Below are 17,254 nucleotides of genomic sequence, written 5' to 3' on the forward strand. Positions count from 1 at the left end.
GCGAAAAAGGCCGCGTGGAATGCGATTTCGGCGGTTCGGGGTGCGGCGCGAGAGCCCCGGACTACGAGCGCTTGTTGCGCGGCTGCCACACCACCAGCGCGGTGCTCTTGGCGCGCGGCTGGGCCCGCAGGTGCTCCACTTCCTCGCTGAGCTCTCGCACCCGGGCCTGAAGCGCCTCGACCTGATTGGTCAGCTCGATGATGCGTTTGATCCCGGCGAGATTGACCCCTTCGTCCTGTGACAGCCGCTGCACCTCGCGCAGCAGCTCCACGTCACGTTGCGAATAACGCCGTCCGCCACCGGAACTGCGCTGCGGGCTGACCAAACCGAGCCGGTCGTAGGTACGCAGTGTCTGCGCGTGCATACCGGCCAGCTCGGCGGCCACCGAGATCAGGAAGGTCCTGGCCTCCTCGTTACGGCTGGACCGGCCGGCGCTCACAGCGCACCGGCCCATCCCGCCCGCGGGTCGAAACCGCTGGCGCGTTCAGCTTTCGCGTACGCCTCCAGTGCCTCTGCGGCCTCGCCTTCGAGGTTCGGCGGCACAGCGACCTTCACGGTGACCAGCAGGTCGCCGTGGCCCCCGGAACGCTTCGGGACGCCCCGGCCGCGGACCCGCAGGATGCGGCCGTCGGAGGTGCCCTTCGGCACCCGGACACCCACCTTGCCCTCCAGAGTCGGAACCGAAAGCGTTGTCCCCAACGCGAGTTCGTGGAAACTGACCGGGACGGTGACCGTCAGGTCGTCGCCGTTGCGGCCGAAGACCTTGTCCGGCTTGACGTGGACGGTCACGTAGAGGTCGCCCGACGGCGCCCCGCGCAACCCGGCCTCGCCCTGGCCGGCCAGCCTGATCCGCTGCCCGTCCTCCACGCCCGGCGGGATCCGCACGTTGATGGTGCGCGTGCGGGTGGTCACCCCGGTGCCCCGGCATTCGTCGCACGGGTTCTCGATGATCGAGCCGCTGCCCCGGCATTCGGTGCATGGCTCGGAGAATCCGAACGCGCCCTGGTTGCGGCTGACGACGCCGGCCCCGTTGCAGTTCGGGCACACCTTCGGGCTGGTTCCCGGACGTGCGCCGCTGCCATGGCAGTTCGTGCACGGGGCCGGGCTGGTGAGCCGCAACGGCATCGCCACACCCTTGGTGGCCTCCAGGAAACTGAGCGAGGTCTCGGTCTCCAGGTCGTTACCGCGGCGGGGCCGCGACGGCCGCGGCTGCTGGGCGCCACGGCCGAACAGCCCACCGAAGAGATCCCCGATGTTGGCGCCGCCGGCCTGGCCGGCGGCGTCGAACAGATCGTTGAGGTTGAACTCCGTGCCGTCGCTGCCACCGAAGCCGCCGAACCCCCCGCCGCCACTGAAGCGGCCGCGACCGAACCCGCCGCCTGCGAACAGCCGGCGGGTCTCGTCGTACTCCTTGCGTTTCGCGGGATCGGTGAGCACCTCTTTGGCTTCGGAGGCAGTCTTGTAGCGCTCCTCGGCTTCGGTGTTGCCCGGATTCCGGTCGGGGTGGTTCTCCGCGAGGATCTTGCGGGCGGCCCGCTTGATCTCCTTCTCGTCGGCATCGGAAGCGACGCCGAGCACTTTGTAGAAGTCCTTCTCAACCCACTCGCGTTGGGCCATGGTGCGTCACCTCCTTACCTTCTTGTCACGGTTGCTGGTCGATTCTCACGATTGTGAGGGTTGTTCCGGCGCGGCGTCGGCATTCTCGGCCTCGGACGCGTCGGGAACGGTGTCGACGACGCCCACCATCGCGTGGCGGACGACCTGTTCGCCGACTTTGTAGCCGCGCCGCATCACGTTGCCGACCACCGGATGAGTGCCCTCGCCCTCGTGCTGCACGGCCTCGTGCAGCGCGGGATCGAACTCCTCACCCTCTTCGCCGAAGCCGGTCAGGCCCAGCCCCTCGAGCGTGGAGACCAGCTTGTCCGCGACGGCCCGTAGCGGCCCGGACTCCAGGTCTCCGTGGCTGCGTGCCCGGTCGAGGTCGTCGAGGATGGGCAGCAACTGGCTGATCACCGTGGCCTTGGCCCGGTCGGCGATCATCTGCTGGTCGCGCAGCGAACGCTTGCGGTAGTTGGTGAAGTCGGCCTGTACCCGTTGCAGGTCGGCGAGCAGCTCTGCCGCCTTGCCGGCTTCCTCGGCTTCGACCGCCGACTCACCGGCCGACCCCGCCGGCGCCGGCCCACTGGGGGCCGGCCCGGCTGCCGGAGTCTCGCGCACCTGCCCGGTCTGCGGGTCGATGCGCCGTTTGTCGGTGACCGTGATGGGTTCTTCTCTGTCGACTGGATCGCTCACTTGCGCTCGCCGCCGTTCGAGCTGTCGTCCTCCACCACCTCGGCGTCGACCACGTCGTCGCTGGAGCCCGATCCACCGGCGGACTCGCCACCGGGCGCGCCGCCCGCGGGCTGCTCGGCCTGGGTGGCTTCGTAGATCGCCTGGCCGAGGGCCTGGCTCTCCTCACCGAGCTTCTCCATGGCCGACTTGATGGCGCCGATGTCGGTGCCGGCAAGTGCGGTCTTGGCGTCGGCGATCGCGGCGTCGACCTTGGACAGCGTGTCCTCGGGAACCTTGGACCCGCCCTCGGCGGAACGCTGTTCAGAGACGAACTTCTCCGTCTGGTAGACCAGCGACTCGGCCTGGTTGCGGACGTCGGCCTCTTCGCGGCGCTTGCGGTCCTCGTCGGCGTGCGCCTCGGCGTCCTTGATCATCCGGTCGATCTCCTCCTTGGACAGGCCGGAGCCTTCCTGGATCTTGATCGTGTTCTCCTTGCCGGTGCCCTTGTCCTTGGCGGTGACGTGCACGATGCCGTTGGCGTCGATGTCGAAGGTGACCTCGATCTGCGGGACACCGCGCGGGGCCGGCGGGATGCCGGTCAGCTCGAAGGAGCCGAGCAGCTTGTTGTGCGCGGCGATCTCGCGCTCGCCCTGGAACACCTGGATCTGCACCGACGGCTGGTTGTCGTCAGCCGTGGTGAAGGTCTCCGAGCGCTTCGTCGGGATCGTGGTGTTGCGTTCGATGAGCTTGGTCATCACGCCACCCTTGGTCTCGATACCGAGCGACAGCGGGGTGACGTCAAGCAGCAGAACGTCTTTCACCTCACCCTTGAGCACACCGGCCTGCAGCGCGGCGCCGACGGCGACGACCTCGTCCGGGTTGACGCCCTTGTTCGGCTCCTTGCCGCCGGTCATCTCCTTGACCAGATCGGAGACCGCGGGCATCCGGGTGGACCCGCCGACGAGCACGACGTGGTCGATGTCGCCCACGGCGATGCCGGCGTCCTTGATCACCTGCTGGAATGGCTTGCGGGTGCGGTCCAGGAGATCCTGGGTGATGCGCTGGAATTCGGCGCGCGTCAGCTGCTCGTCGAGGAACAGCGGGTTCTTGTCGGCGTCGACGGTGATGTAGGGCAGGTTGATCGACGTGCTCTGCGAGCTCGACAGTTCGATCTTGGCCTTCTCGGCGGCTTCGCGCAGCCGCTGCATCGCCATCTTGTCCTTGGTCAGGTCGATGCCGGCCGAGGCCTTGAACTTGTCGACGAGCCACTCGACGATCCGGTCGTCCCAGTCGTCGCCACCGAGGTGGTTGTCACCGGAGGTGGCGCGCACCTCGACGACACCCTCGCCGATCTCCAGCAGAGACACGTCGAACGTGCCGCCACCGAGGTCGAACACCAGGATGGTCTGCTCTTTCTCACCCTTGTCGAGGCCGTAGGCCAGCGCGGCGGCGGTCGGCTCGTTGACGATGCGCAGGACGTTGAGGCCGGCGATCTGACCGGCTTCCTTGGTGGCCTGACGCTGGGCGTCGTTGAAGTATGCGGGGACGGTGATCACCGCGTCGGTGATGTCCTCACCGAGGTAGCTCTCGGCGTCACGCTTGAGCTTCATCAGCGTGCGTGCGCTGATCTCCTGCGGCGTGTACTTCTTGTCGTCGATCTCGACCGTCCAGTCGGTGCCGATGTGGCGCTTGACCGAACGGATGGTCCGATCGACGTTGGTGACGGCCTGGTTCTTGGCGGGCTGACCGACCAGCACCTCGCCGTTACGCGCGAACGCGACGACCGACGGTGTGGTGCGGGAGCCCTCGGAGTTGGCGACGACGACCGGATCGCCACCCTCCAGAACTGCGACGACGGAGTTGGTGGTCCCGAGGTCGATACCGACCGCACGAGCCATAGTTGCTGCCTCCTGAGTAGACGTTTCATCGGACTGAGTGCACCGGACTCAAGACTGCTCTTTTCGACACGTCTCTGTCAACCCAGACTTGAGTCAAGTTCACTCAACTATCGAAAGATGAACGAGCCCGGCCCGGGGATTTGTTCCCGGGTGCGGATCGAGAACTGCGAAGGGGCCTGGGTGTACCCGGCTAATTTCCGTCGGGGGCGGCGCCGAAGACGAACCGCCGACCGCTGACGATGAACGGGCGGATCCGCACGAAATGGGTCTTCACCGTCGCCGTCCATGGCATCAGGCCCGCGCACTCGGCCTCGGCGATCTCCTCGTCGGTCCGCAACGAGCGCGAGGGTCCCTTGACGATCACGCTCCAGCCCTCGGCGCTGTTGTAGCCGTCGGCCTCGAAGAGCACCTCCTTGCTGATCGCCGCCGCGATCAGCTTGGTGCCCTCCGCGGTGCTGAACAACACGGTGCGGTTCTGGACAGCGAAGTTGATCGGGAAGATGTACGGTTCCCCGTCGACGCAGGTGACCAGCCGCCCGAGGGGCGCCCCGGCCAGCAGATCCCAGCACTCCGAGACCGACAGGATCGAGACCGGCTGGCCCTCGTGCGACATGGGGGTGATGTTACCGATCCGAGTCGACATCGGACCCCCCTACGAGCACAGCCACCGCGAGTCACTCCCGTCCCATGCGCCACAGCTGCGTACGCTGAGGGGCAATGAGGACTCAGGTGGCCCTGGCCGCGACGGCGCTGGCATGCGCAGTCGCGCTCGTCGGCTGCCAGTCAGCGGTCGAGGGCACCGCGACGCGGGAACCCGACTCCCACAGCGAACCGGAGTTTCCGACCACCCGGCCAAGCCGTCCGAGTACCACACCGCCGCCCACCACGACCCGTCCTGCACCGTCGACACCGCCGCGCCCGTCGGGCGGTGAGGTGCTCCAGCCGCAGAACGGCTATGTGTTCATCCAGACCAAGAGCGGCAAGACCCGATGCCAGCTCAACCAGAGCGAGGTCGGCTGCGAGTCGGCTTTCACCGACGCACCGCAGATCGACGGTCTGCCGGCCAACGGGGTGCGCCTGCGCGCCGACGGCGAATTGAGCTGGGTGCTGGGCAATCTGGGCGATATCCCGGCGGTGACCCTGGACTACCGCACCTATTCGGCGGTGGGGTGGACGATCGACGCCGGCCAAGACGGCACCCGGTTCACCAACGACAGCACCGGTCACGGCATGGTGGTGCGTGTGGAGGGCGTCGAGAGCTTCTGAGTACCGGGGTGCGAACGACCGATTGAAAGTCCCAGGACTTCAGGCGATCTCGCGCGGCCATACTGGTCGTGTCCCGCACTCTTTTGGAACCGGCCGACGGGCCGCAGAAGGGAACGAACTGACATGACCGTTGCGCAACGTGAACGGGCGGCCCTGGTGGCCACCTTCCGCGACGCCCCGCCGGATGCCCCGACGCTGTGCGAAGGATGGGACGTGCGGGATCTCACCGCTCACCTGGTGGTACGGGAACGCCGGCTCGACGCGTCCCCGGGCATCATGATCCCGGCGTTCGCCGACTACACCGAGCGGGTGCAGAAACGGGTGGCCGCGTCCACCGACTGGGACGCGCTGCTGGATCAGGTCGCGGAGGGCCCACCGCTGTACTCGCCGTTCAAACTTCTGGATCCCATCGCCAACGTCGCCGAGATGTTCATCCACCACGAGGACGTGCGCCGGGCCCGCCCGGGTTGGGAACCCAGGCCGCTTGACGAGCAGACCACCTCTGCGTTGCGCCGACCGATCGCGATGATGGCCAGGATGACGCTGCGCAAGGCTCCCGCGCATGTGGTGTTCCGCACCCCGCAGGGCGAGACGGTGGCCACCGCGGGCCGCGGCCCCCAGGTGACGGTCACCGGCGACCCCGGGGAGCTGCTGATGTTCGCGGCGGGCCGCGACGAGGCGAGGGTGCAGCTCGACGGCGCCCCCGACCTGGTGGAAAGACTCAAGAACGCCCGAGGCGGACTCTGAGCCTAGGCTGGCGACCGTGGCCGTGACACATTCCCCCGACTTCCGCGTCTTCGTCGAACCCCAGCAGGGCGCGACCTACGCCGATCAGCTCGCCGTCGCCCGGACCGCCGAGAGTGCCGGCTATTCGGCGTTCTTCCGGTCCGATCACTACCTCGCGATGGCCGGCGACGGATTGCCCGGCCCCACCGACTCGTGGGTGACGCTGGCCGGCCTCGCGCGCGAGACGTCGACCATCCGGCTGGGCACGATGGTCACCTCGGCCACCTTCCGGTACCCCGGCCCGCTGGCGATCTCGGTCGCTCAGGTGGACGAGATGAGCGGTGGCCGAGTCGAATTCGGGATCGGCGCAGGCTGGTTCGAAGCCGAGCACAAGGCCTACGCGATCCCGTTCCCGCGGCTGGGCGAACGCTTCGACCGGCTCACCGAGCAACTGGAGATCCTGACCGGTCTGTGGGACACCCCGGTCGGTGAGACGTTCGACTACACCGGCCGGCACTACACGATCAGCGACTCCCCCGCGCTGCCCAAACCCGCGCAGCGTCCGCACCCCCCGATCATCATCGGCGGCGGTGGCGCCAAGCGAACCCCGGCGCTGGCCGCGCGGTTCGCCGACGAGTTCAACATCCCGTTCGTGCCGCTGGAAACGCTGACCGAGCAGTACGCCCGGGTGGCGGCCGCGGTCGAGACGGCGGGCCGGGCCAAGGACTCGCTGACCTACTCGGCGGCGTTCGTGTTGTGCGTCGGCAAGGACGAGTCGGACATCGCCCGGCGGGCCGCCGCGATCGGCCGGGAGGTCGACGAACTGCGCTCCAACTCCCCGGTGGTAGGCACCCCCGACGAGGTCGTCGACAAGCTCGGCCCGTTCCTCGAAGCCGGTGTCCAACGGGTCTACCTGCAGGTTCTGGACCAGTCCGATCTCGACCACGTCGAGTTCTTCGCCGAGCACGTCATCCCCCGCATCGGCTGACCCGGCGGCGGGAACCCGCTCACGTCTACTATCGGTGCCCGTGAGCAGCCGGGACCATGACGACGCGCCGGAGGACCCGCCCGTCGCTTGGCACAACCAGACCTCCACCCTGCTCGCGGCGAGTGTGGCCGGTCTGGCGGCGATCGCGCTGGTCATCACGCTGATCTCCTATGTGGCGCGGCAGTTCAGCGAGCCGGAGCCCGCCCCGTTGTACTACGTGCCACCGGCCACCACGGCCAGCACGACCAAATCTGGGGTGTCGACCACGACCGGGACCATCACCAGCACCAGCCCGCCGATGACCAGTGACATCAATCCGGAGTCCACCACCGAGACCACGTCGGAGTCGTCCACGACGACCAGGAGCACCCGCCCGCCCCGCACGCGAGAGACCGATGACGAGGCCCGGACGACGACGACGCGCAACCGGCCGCGCACCAACGTGACACGCACGGTGTCCCCGGTTCCGTAGCCGCGAGCGCCTACTATCGGGTCCCGTGGCGCGATACGGCGATTCCGACGACCAGAACTACTACTCCGAAGAGGAACCGACCCAGCTCAGCAACTACGGGACGGGCTACGGAGACTACGGGACCGGCGGCTACGACCAGCCGCCGCCGGACGCCGGTGCCGACACTCCGTGGTACCGCAAGCCGGTCGCGCTGGTGTCGCTGGGCGCAGTCGGGGCGCTGCTGATCGCGCTCATCGTGTTCGGTCTGGCCAAGGCGATCACCGGGGATTCCGACTCCGAGACCGGCACCACCACCTCGCTCACACCGATGACCACGACGTCGGCTCCGGCGGCGGTGCCGCCCGCCACCGTGACCGAGACCGCGACCCCCACCACCACCGAACTGGCCACGACCACCCCCGAGCCGACCACCACCACGACCACCACCACCACCGAGCCGACCACCACGACCACCACGACAACGAGCCCGTCGGTCAGCACGAGCACCAGCACGGTCACGCAGACCGAGACGCAGACCGAGACGGTCACCGAGACCCCGGCGCCGCCCGCGCCCTAGCAGGCCGTGTCGGACTCCGGCAGGCAGCTGGTTTCCGGCGCCGGCGCGGGGTCCGGCGCTGGCGCGGGTTCCGGCGCGGGCGCTGGTTCCGGCGACGGCGAAGGCTCCGGCTCCGGCGACGGCTCGGGGGACGGCGACGGCTCCGGCGACGGTGAAGGCTCGGGCGATGGTGAAGGCTCGGGCTCCGGCTGGGGCGACGGCTCGGGGGACGGTGACGGCTCGAGCTCGGGGGCCGGCGCGAGAGTGAACACCGGCCACGGGATCCGCCCCGGCGCTGCAGGTGCCGGCGCAGGTGCCGGGGCCGCCGGGGCGGGTGCGGCTGCGACTGCCGGTGCCGGTGCGGGTGCGGCCCCTGATTGCTTGACCACCCGCTCCTCGGCCGTAGCAGGAACTGGAACGTCGACCGCCGGCCCGGGCGCGGCGACACCGGTCACCGGCGACGGCACACGCGGCACGGCCGGGGCGGTGGCCGGCGCCGGTTCGGCGGTGGCCTCCTGCCAGGGTTGGACCGCCACCGGCGCCGCGATCCCCTCGGCGCCAGACGGCGTGGTGTCGGCCTCCACCGTGTGGGAGGTCAGGACGAACGCGCCGACCGCGACCGCGGCGGCACACGCCGCGCCGGCGAACAGCACGCCCGGACGGCGGTACCACGGCCACGGCTCCGGCTCGCCGACCTCGTCCTCGTGGTCCTCGTGGCCGAAGTGCACCTCGGGGCGCGCGTACGCCGGGTCGTACAGGGCGAACACGGTGGACGCGTCATCGTCGGCCTGGGCCGACCAGGCGAGCGCGGCATCGGCCGACCGGGCGAGCGGCACGGCCACGGTCGCGACCGTCGGCCCGGGGACCACTGCGGTGGGCAGGTCGCGTTCCGCCGCACGCAGCGCCAGCAGCTCGGCACCGGCGGCGGCCGCCACCCGGGAATGTGCCGGCTTCACCACCGGCGCCCGAAGCGCCGCTGAAAGGCGTTGTGTGACAACAGGTATAGCGGCACCGCCGCCGACGGTGACGACCGCCGAGACCTGGACGGGGAGCACCCCGTTGCGGTCCAGGGTGTCGACCAGGACGGCGACGAATCGGTCCAGCGGCCCGGCGAGGGCGTTCTCGAGCTCGGCGCGGGTCAGTCGTACCGCGGTGCGCCCGGTCGGCACGGCGGTCGCGGTATGCCGGCTCAACCGCTCCTTGGCATCCCGGCACAGCGCGCGCAGGTCGGCCAGCGCCGCGACCGCCGCGGTGCCGGCCGGGTCGGCTTCGAGCGTCGTCATCACCGTCTGAAGCACCAATTGATCGACCAGGTCGCCGGAGAGATCGTCGAACCGGACGGTCCGCCCGATCCCCGCCATGCCGCTACCCGCGTCGGCCAGCGTGATGCTGCTGCCGGTCGCACCGAAGTCGCACAGCACGACCACACCGCGGTCGGGCAGGCCGCGCTCGGCCTGCACCGCGGCGAGCGCGGCCACCGCGTCGGACACCACGGTCAGGTGCGGAACCCGGGTCCGGAGCGCCGCCACCGCCGCTCCTGACCAGTACGCGGGAACGGCGACCGCGGCGACATCCGGCCGGCGCTGCGGTCGGGCCAGGCGTGTCATCGCCTCGATCGCGTCGGCCGCCAACTGCTCGGCGTGGTGGTACGAACCGTCGGCGGCCACCAGCGGCACCGGGTCCCCGACGCGGTCGACGAAACCCGCCGGCGACAGTGGAGACAGGATTTGTGCCGCGCTCCGGACCGTCGGCCTGCCATCGGCGACCGCGATCAGGTTGGCGGCGCCCAGCGAGACGCCCAGAGAACTGCGCATACTTCTAGATCGCTGCGCGCAGCGGAAACGTTAAGTGCGGGCGTACTCCGCCACCAGCGCTTCGGCACTGCGCACCGCGGCCCGGCACGCCCGCGCGGTGAACGGGTCGTTGAGCGGGTGCTCGGCGCGCCGGCGCCAGCGCTGGGCCGCGGCGAACGCGGCGCGCGGGCCGTCGTCGGGAGCCTCGGGCGACAGGCCCAGCCGGCTGGTCGCATCGGTGCCCGCACCGCCGATCAGGCGCCGCAGCGAGGCCATCTCGTCGTCGTTGAGAGTGGTCGGCCGCGAACGCAATTGGCTCAGCAACCGGAGTTCCTCGAAGGCGTGGGTGTCGGCGAGCAGCGGCTCGATGTCGGCGAGGATCCGCGGGGTGCCGTAGATCGGGTGCAGTTGCACGAACTGGCGCAGCGACAGCAGCGCGGTATGCGCCTTGAGCAGATCCGAGCGTTGCGCGAACTGCTGGTCGATCACCTCGCGCAGCGCGAGCAGCCCGCTGCGTTCGAGCAGCTCATCGGCCAGCGCCACGGAATCGTCCACCCCGGCGCGCAGCACCGCGATCGCGATGCGGATGCCGAACATCCCGAACCGGTCCAGCAGCTCGGACCTGGTCGCCGCATCCACCGGCAGCACAGGTTCCCCGTCGCGGACGAAGCGGTCCACCGACAGCATCGCTTTCGCCAGCTGGGCCGGCTCGACCTCGGAGAGCCTCTTCAGCGCCACGAACTCGCTCTGCCGCAGCGTGCGGGCGGTCAACGCGAGGAGCCCGGACACCGGCACGACGGCCTGGCAGATGCCGGTGCGCTCCAGTTCGGCGGTGAACCGCTGGGCCACGTCCTTGGCCGACAACATCGCGTCGATGCGGCCGGCGCCGATCTCGTCGGCTCTCGAAGCCACACCGATGACGCCGAGCGCGCCGGCCGAGCCGCCGACCAGCTGACCGATCTGCTTGAGCAGTGCGATGTCGGCGGCGTTGAGAGTGCGCAGCAGGAACACCACCGCGTCGACCCGGGGCACGCTGTCGTCGGGCACGAGAAGTCGCAGTGTGCGCGCGGAGACATCCTGGGACAGCGACGAAGTGCCGGGGGTGTCGATGATCGTCGCGTCGATCAGCTCGGCGGCGGGCCATTCCACGTCCAGATCCACCACGTCGTCGGGGTCTAGGCGGGCGAAGTCGAAGCTCAGGCCGCGGTCCGGTCCGTTCCGCTCACGCATGATCGGCACGTTGGAGCGCCGTCCGCCGCGGTGGTTGGCGGTCACCTTCGGGGTCGGGCCGTGCCGGAACCAGGTGACGATGCGCGTCGCCTCGGTCGCGTCCGTGGGCGCGATCTCGTCCCCGACCAGCGCGTTGACCAGCGTCGACTTGCCGGCCTTGAGGGTTCCGGCCAGCGCGATGCGGATCGGCTCGTTGAGCCGGTGCCCGATCCGCTCGAGTTCGGCGTGCACGTCAGGACGCCTGCGGTAGGCGGGGTCGGACCGGTAGGCGGCGATGGTGCCGCCCAGGATCGCCCGCACTCGGTCACTGGTGCTCAGATTTCACCGTCTCGGATCGCTCGACTGCTGACCGTTCGAGCTTAATGAGGCTGGGAGCTGAGTTTGCGCGTGTGGTCGACGACCTGCCGCAGGATGCCGAGCTGGCGGTCCAGTTCCTTGACGCGGTTGTTGCGTTCGGTCTCCTCCAGCTTGGCCGCGGCGAGGGTGGCCTGCAGCGACTCGTTCAGCGAGCGCGTGGTCTGGTTGGCGATCTCTCGGTAGTGGTCGCGCAGCTGGCGCTGGATCCCCTTGAGCCGGTCCCGTGACTCCTTGCCGACGACGAAGGCGACGTCGTCGACGAACCGGCGGACGTTGGCCTTGGCCTCGCTGCGCACGCGCAGCATCCGGTTCTCCATGTCCTCCTTGTAGGCCTTGCGGCCCAACACGAATCCCGCGCCCAGCGACAGCGGGTTGAACATGCCGAGACCGGCGAAGGAGGTCAGCATGCCGAACATCAGTACGCCGCCGTAGGAGCCGCGCATCCCGGTGACGACCTTGTGCCCGAACTTCAGCGGTTTGGCCTCGAGCTGGGTCAGCGACTTGAACTCGCCGAAGTCGGCGCCCATCTCGCGAGCGTCGATCGACGGCATCCGCACCGCGTCCAGTCCCGCCTCCCGGAATGTGCGGGCCACCTCGGCGGCCAGCGCCTCGGCACGCTGGTATGCCCACACGAAGTTGTCGCCGACGGCGGTGGCCACCGAATCCTCCAGCTCGGCGCCGATCGCGGCCCAATTCTGGGTGGGATCGCAGCCGTCGATCACCCGCTCGGTGTGAAAGGTGATGTTGCGGAACCGATGTCGCAGATCGTGATCGACGTCGGCGGTCAGGTCGGCGATGCCGTCGTTGAGCACCTGCTGCCACAGCGCGGTCTGCTGCAGCGCGTCTTGCGCCTCCTGCTTTCGGCGCTCGAGGTCTGCCGAGAGATGGTCGCGGGCCTGCGGGTCGTTGAGCGCGGACAGCTCGGACTCGACGGCCAGGCTCAGGTGCTCGGCCGCCGCGCGGACCTCGCCGATCACCTGCTCGCGGACACGGTCCCGCTGGCGGGCCAGCACCTCGTCGGACAGGAACTTCACCAGTGCCGGAAAGTTGGACTCCTCGTTGAGCTCCTTGTCGTTGAGCGCCACCGCGTGGCTGCGCAGCGTGGAGGACACCGGCACCAGCGGGGCGGTGACCCCGGCGCGCCCCAGGTGCGCGCGGTTCGCGTCGACCACCTGCCGCCAGTGCGGGTACAGATCGGTCTTGGTGGCGACGAGCAACGCGACCGGGCAGATCTCCAGCGCCTGCCGGATGAAGGTCATCTCCGGCTCGGTGAACTCCTGGCTGGTGTCGCTGATCATCAGGACGGCGTCCGCGTCGGGCAGCAGGCCCAACGTCGCCGACAGGTGCGGCTGCCCGTGCCCGCCGACCCCCGGGGTGTCGATGAACGCCAGGCCGCCCTTGAGCAGAGGGCTCGGGGCCTTCACCTCGACGCGCAGCACCTCGCGGCCCCGGGCCTGCGGCGCCCTGCGCAGGTCGCTGCCCAGATCGGCCGTCGGGATCTCCACCAGCTCGGGTTCCTCACCGTCGGGCCGGGCGACCACCAGCCGCGCGGACGGTTGTTCACCGTAGGACACCACGGTCGGCAGCACCGTCGACTCGTCATCGCCGACCCGCGCGACCGGCATGTTCAGCAACGAGTTCAGCAGCTGGCTCTTGCCCTGTTTGAGCTGTCCGGCGATCACCACCCGGATCTGCGGGTCGGCGAGCCGCGCCCCGGCCCGCTCGAGCCGGTCCGCGAGATCACCGCGCTGCTGGGCGTGCGCGATCTTGCCGACGTGGTCGATCAGCTCGACGATCACCGTGTTGGCCGGCTGCGTCATGGTGCCCCTCTGGTTGCTGCGGCGTGGTTCAACGGTAGGCGCGCGAACCGGCGGGGACCATCACGGTCCCCGCCGGTGTCGCGCGGTGGCGGATCAGAAGGCGTCCAGAGCCGCCTGGGTGTCGTTGTGGGAAGCGACGTCGGTGTCGAAGTCGGTGTCGACGCCGGTGACGTTGTCCGAGAACAGGTCGGTGTTGGTCTCGTTGCCCGAGCCGATGTTGGACTCGAAGCTCGACGAGTTGTCCTCGACCGAGGTCTCGGTGGAGGTCGAGATGTCGTTGCGCACCGAGGTGTTCACCGAATTGTCTTCGGTGTTCTTGCTGCCGAAGTCGCCGTCGATCTGGGTGCCGGTGTTGACGTCGTTGTCGGTGATGATGATGCCGCCGCCGTTGCCGCCGGAGCCGCCGACCGCGTTGCCGCCGCCGATGCCGATGAGGCTGCCGCCGCCGTCGGCGCCGCCGCCGTTGCCGCCGCTGGTGTCGACGTCGTTGAGCACCGGGGCGTCGTTGTCGGCGATCAGGTCACCGCCGGCGGTCTTCGAGTTGTCCTCGACCTCGTTGTCCTTGCCGACCACGACGTTGGAGCCCGAGCCGGCGAGGATGTCGCCGTTGTTCATCGTGTTGCCGTCGCCCAGCGCGGCGCCGTCACCGCTGACGATGTCACCGTCGTTGTCGCCGTCGACCACGACGCCGCCGTTGGTGGCGGTGTTGCTGGTCTTGTCGCCGAAGGTGATGTCACCGAAGCCGAGGTTGAACGCGCCGTTCTGGGCGTTGGCGCCGGCGTCCTGGACCGGGCTGGCCACCGGGACGTTGTTGCCGCTGAGCAGGTCGGTGTCGGTCTCGGGGGCGAAGGTCGGCGCCCACGAGGTCTGCGGGGAGAACGGCGAGGCGAAGTTGGAGGCGAGCTGGTGGTGGTCGGCGACCGCGCGCTGCAGGCCCACGACCGGATCGCCGCCGCCGAGCGCGTACCCGGCGGGAGCGGCGGTGGCGGCCACCGACGCCAGCTGGGCGGCCGTGACGTTGGGCAGGCCCGCGTCGCGCAGTGCGCCGTCCGGGTCGGTGACGAAGGCCGCCGCCGAGGCCGGGCTGCGGAACAGGTCGAGGATGAAGTCGATGATGGTGTTCATGGCAGTGCCTTTCTGCTCTGTCCGGGGTGGTGCTCGCCGGTCACTCCGGCGATCTGGACACCACGTTATGGAGTTCGCCAACCCCCGAAAACGGGGTTCGCTCCCATCCCCGTACGGGCTCACCTAGGGGTTTTGCGTGGCGGGCACTAGGGGATTAGGGGGTCGCCCGGGGGGTGCTTCGGGCATGGAAAAACCCGCAAGGAACGCGTGGTCCTTGCGGGTTTCCGGCTGCCGCTCAGGTGAGTCGAACAGCGCAGCTCAGTCGAACAGATCGATACCCGACGCGTGGTCGTCGGCATCGGGGCCGTCGAAGGCGGCCGGGGACTCGATCCAGTGCTCGGACGGGAGGACGGTCGGGTCGATTCCGTCATTGAGGCCGTCATCGACCACCAGGTCGTCCACCGGAACCGCGGTCGGCACCTCGAGCAGGTCAACGGTCTCGGGTGTCGCCTCCCCGGCGTCGATGACGGCACGCTCGGGCAGGCTCTCGTCGGGTAGGTCGAACGCATCGAACGCGGCGGTGGCCGCTCCGCTGGCCCACACGTTGTCCACCGGGGCCGCGGCGAAGGCGTCCACGCCGTAAAACGGTGCCGTCGTCGACATCGACTCGGCGACCACCGGGATCAGGTTCTGCACATCAGCACTGGTCACGCCGGTGAGATCGGCATCCGCAAGGGCCTGCGCCGGGTCGGCCGCGTAGCGCGCGGCGGCGTCGGGATCACGCACCAGCGTCATCACGAAATCCAGCAAGGCGTTCGGCATGGCTCGATGCTATGCCCGCCGACCCGGTACCGGATCGGTGCGCAGCCCAACTCCGGCGAATTCCCATTAGGGGATAGCCCGTTAGGGGATCCGCGACATTAGGGGCACATGCCCCGGTAAAGCGTCGTCAGGCGCTAAGGTGGTCCACGGTCCAGACAGGAGAGAGCTCACATGACCGAACCGCTGGGGTTGTCGATCGGGATGACCAACCTGGTCGCGGCCCGCGTTGGTCGCCCACCGGTGACGCGACGATCCATCCTGAACCTGTACGGCGACCGGGCGCCCGAGGTGGGCGCCCGGTCGGAGATCCCCGGCTTCACCGAGCCGCGGCTCGTCCTGACGGGGTTCGTGGAACGCGTGGGTGACCCCGTTCCCCTGATCGCGGCGGACGGCTCGGCCCATCGCGGCGAACAGACCCTCGCCCAGGCCCTCGACGGAATGGCGGGGCTGGTCGACGGAGGCGCCCCGATCGCGGTCGCGGTACCCGCCCACTGGGGCCCCGGCACCGTCGGGGCGCTGCGCGGTGCGCTGCGCACCCAGCCGCGGCTGTCCCCCAACGGCGTCCCACCCGCGCTCATCCCGGACGCCGCGGCGGCGCTCGCCGCGCTGCGGGTGGCACCGGGGCTGCCGAACCAGGGCTTCATCGTGCTGGTCGATCTGGGCGGCAGCGGCTCCAGCATCACGGTGGCCGACGCGGCCGCCGGCGCCGCGATCGTCGGCCAGACGGTCCGCTACGGCGAGTTCTCCGGCGAGGCGATCGATCAGGCGCTGCTCGATCATGTGCTCAGCGGCATCGCGGCCGCCGAGAACCCTGACCCCGCGGGAACAGCGGGCACCGCCGCGGTAGGGCCGCTGGCGCAACTGCGCGACGAGTGCCGTGCGGCCAAGGAACGGCTCTCGGCGGAGACCGCGACGGCGGTGCCGGTCGCACTGCCCGCGTTCACCTCCGACGTCCGGGTCACCCGCCCCGAACTCGAGCAGCTGATGTCCGAACCGCTGACCGGCCTGCTCTCTGCGATCGAGGATGTGCTGCAGCGCAAGAACATCGCGCCCGCCGACGTTTCCGCGGTGGCCACCGTAGGCGGTGGCGCGGCCATCCCGCTGGTCACCCAGAGGCTCTCCGAGCGGCTGCAGGCGCCGGTGATCACCACCCCGGAGCCGGCGCTCAACGTCGCCGCGGGTGCTGCGCTGGTCGCCAATCAGAGCCTGGCCGCCGATGCTCCCACCGGCATGGCGCCCGCCGCCGATGCGCCGACGGCGATGGGCCACGCCGCCTGGGCGGCCGGCGCCGCGGGCCTGGCCGCGACCGAGTCCGCCGGCGACGGCGCCTCCTCGGCGACGTTCCGCGCGCTGGCGTGGTCCCAGGACGACGCCGCCGGTGATCCTCTTCCGTACACCGGCGGGGACTACACCGCCGCCGGCGCCTATGCCGACCCGGCCGGCACCGCCGCGCGGCCCGCCGTCGAGTTCACGCCCCAGGACGAGGGTTACACCGACGTGCCTCCGGCACTGCCCTGGTACAAGAGGCCGCCGGTGCTGTTCGGGGTGGCAGCGGCCGCGGCGCTGCTCGCTGCGGGCGGGCTGGCGGTGACTCTGACCAGTTCCGAGGGTGATTCGGGCACGGTGACCGAGACCGCCACCCCGCCCGCCGAGACCACTCCGGTGCAGCTGCCGCCGCCGGTCACGACCGTGACGGTCGGCCCGGACGGAGTCGCGACCACCACGGTGAGCCAGCCACCGCCGCCTCCGCCGCCGCCGGACACCACGACGCCGGCCACCACCACGACGGCGACGACCTCGCCGACCACCACCACGACGACCACGACGACCACCACCACGACGTCGCCGACCACGACGACGACCAGGACCACGACCACGCGGCCGACCACGACGACGCCGCCGACCACGACACAAGCACCGCCGCCCACCACGACGATCCCACCGCTGCCCGAGCCGGTGGATCCGCCCGACCCGATCATCACGACCGTCCTCCCCGAAGTCGGCGCCTGAC

At 70.0% G+C, this 17,254-nt stretch carries 16 protein-coding genes; 6 read left to right on the forward strand and 10 right to left on the reverse strand.

Features of this window, described 5'->3' with window-relative positions; genetic code table 11:
• Positions 1–61: 61 nt before the first annotated feature.
• From ACTWP6_RS14340 to ACTWP6_RS14360, 5 genes are all read right to left on the reverse strand, one after another.
• Positions 62–454, reverse strand: coding sequence for a heat shock protein transcriptional repressor HspR (locus ACTWP6_RS14340; RefSeq protein ID WP_396884960.1), 393 nt, complete (start codon positions 452–454; stop codon positions 62–64).
• Positions 436–1,617, reverse strand: a complete 1,182-nt coding sequence (dnaJ, locus tag ACTWP6_RS14345) for a molecular chaperone DnaJ (RefSeq protein ID WP_260756650.1) — start codon at positions 1,615–1,617, stop codon at positions 436–438. The genes ACTWP6_RS14340 and dnaJ overlap by 19 nt, the downstream gene beginning before the upstream one ends.
• Before the next feature lie 45 nt (positions 1,618–1,662).
• Positions 1,663–2,292: a nucleotide exchange factor GrpE gene (gene grpE / locus ACTWP6_RS14350; RefSeq protein WP_260756649.1), complete on the reverse strand. Its 630-nt coding sequence runs from the start codon at positions 2,290–2,292 to the stop codon at positions 1,663–1,665.
• A complete protein-coding gene (gene dnaK / locus ACTWP6_RS14355; RefSeq protein ID WP_260756648.1) occupies positions 2,289–4,169 on the reverse strand; it encodes a molecular chaperone DnaK in 1,881 nt (626 codons plus the stop codon). Before dnaK ends, grpE begins: the two co-directional genes overlap by 4 nt.
• Positions 4,170–4,359: 190 nt before the next feature.
• Positions 4,360–4,782 carry a pyridoxamine 5'-phosphate oxidase family protein gene (locus ACTWP6_RS14360; RefSeq protein ID WP_260756647.1) on the reverse strand — a complete coding sequence of 141 codons (423 nt, stop codon included), beginning with the start codon at positions 4,780–4,782 and terminating at the stop codon, positions 4,360–4,362.
• A 104-nt stretch (positions 4,783–4,886) separates the two neighbouring features.
• On the opposite strand from ACTWP6_RS14360, the gene ACTWP6_RS14365 reads away from it, so the two are divergent.
• From ACTWP6_RS14365 to ACTWP6_RS14385, 5 genes are all read left to right on the forward strand, one after another.
• Positions 4,887–5,435, forward strand: coding sequence for a hypothetical protein (locus ACTWP6_RS14365; RefSeq protein ID WP_260756646.1), 549 nt, complete (start codon positions 4,887–4,889; stop codon positions 5,433–5,435).
• A gap of 123 nt (positions 5,436–5,558) precedes the next feature.
• A complete protein-coding gene (locus ACTWP6_RS14370) occupies positions 5,559–6,182 on the forward strand; it encodes a TIGR03085 family metal-binding protein (protein ID WP_260756645.1) in 624 nt (207 codons plus the stop codon).
• Positions 6,183–6,198: 16 nt separating this feature from the next.
• Entirely contained in the window at positions 6,199–7,149 is a 951-nt protein-coding gene (locus ACTWP6_RS14375; RefSeq protein WP_260756643.1) for an LLM class F420-dependent oxidoreductase, read from the forward strand.
• A 40-nt stretch (positions 7,150–7,189) separates the two neighbouring features.
• Positions 7,190–7,621 (forward strand): hypothetical protein, encoded by a 432-nt coding sequence (locus tag ACTWP6_RS14380; protein ID WP_443188037.1) that lies wholly within the window; start codon positions 7,190–7,192, stop codon positions 7,619–7,621.
• A gap of 25 nt (positions 7,622–7,646) precedes the next feature.
• Positions 7,647–8,177, forward strand: coding sequence for a hypothetical protein (locus tag ACTWP6_RS14385; protein WP_443188038.1), 531 nt, complete (start codon positions 7,647–7,649; stop codon positions 8,175–8,177).
• Here ACTWP6_RS14385 and ACTWP6_RS14390 read toward each other — a convergent pair.
• From ACTWP6_RS14390 to ACTWP6_RS14410, 5 genes are all read right to left on the reverse strand, one after another.
• Complete coding sequence (locus ACTWP6_RS14390; RefSeq protein ID WP_443188039.1) at positions 8,174–9,970, reverse strand: Hsp70 family protein; 1,797 nt, start codon at positions 9,968–9,970, stop codon at positions 8,174–8,176. The two genes, ACTWP6_RS14385 and ACTWP6_RS14390, sit on opposite strands and share 4 nt — an antisense overlap.
• A gap of 30 nt (positions 9,971–10,000) precedes the next feature.
• Entirely contained in the window at positions 10,001–11,497 is a 1,497-nt protein-coding gene (locus ACTWP6_RS14395) for a dynamin-like GTPase family protein (protein WP_260757907.1), read from the reverse strand.
• A 41-nt stretch (positions 11,498–11,538) separates the two neighbouring features.
• The gene (gene iniA / locus ACTWP6_RS14400) at positions 11,539–13,356 is read right to left on the reverse strand and encodes an isoniazid-induced dynamin-like GTPase IniA (RefSeq protein ID WP_443188040.1); all 1,818 of its coding nucleotides are present in this window, start codon (positions 13,354–13,356) and stop codon (positions 11,539–11,541) included.
• A 93-nt stretch (positions 13,357–13,449) separates the two neighbouring features.
• Positions 13,450–14,481, reverse strand: a complete 1,032-nt coding sequence (locus ACTWP6_RS14405; protein ID WP_443188041.1) for an IniB N-terminal domain-containing protein — start codon at positions 14,479–14,481, stop codon at positions 13,450–13,452.
• A gap of 258 nt (positions 14,482–14,739) precedes the next feature.
• Positions 14,740–15,243, reverse strand: coding sequence for an Rv0340 family IniB-related protein (locus tag ACTWP6_RS14410; protein WP_260756636.1), 504 nt, complete (start codon positions 15,241–15,243; stop codon positions 14,740–14,742).
• Between the two features lie 171 nt (positions 15,244–15,414).
• Between ACTWP6_RS14410 and ACTWP6_RS14415 the strand changes: the two genes are divergently transcribed.
• The gene (locus ACTWP6_RS14415) at positions 15,415–17,253 is read left to right on the forward strand and encodes an Hsp70 family protein (protein ID WP_443188042.1); all 1,839 of its coding nucleotides are present in this window, start codon (positions 15,415–15,417) and stop codon (positions 17,251–17,253) included.
• Position 17,254 lies beyond the last annotated feature (1 nt).

Source organism: Mycobacterium sp. 4D054, from assembly GCF_052245755.1.
GTDB lineage: Bacteria > Actinomycetota > Actinomycetes > Mycobacteriales > Mycobacteriaceae > Mycobacterium.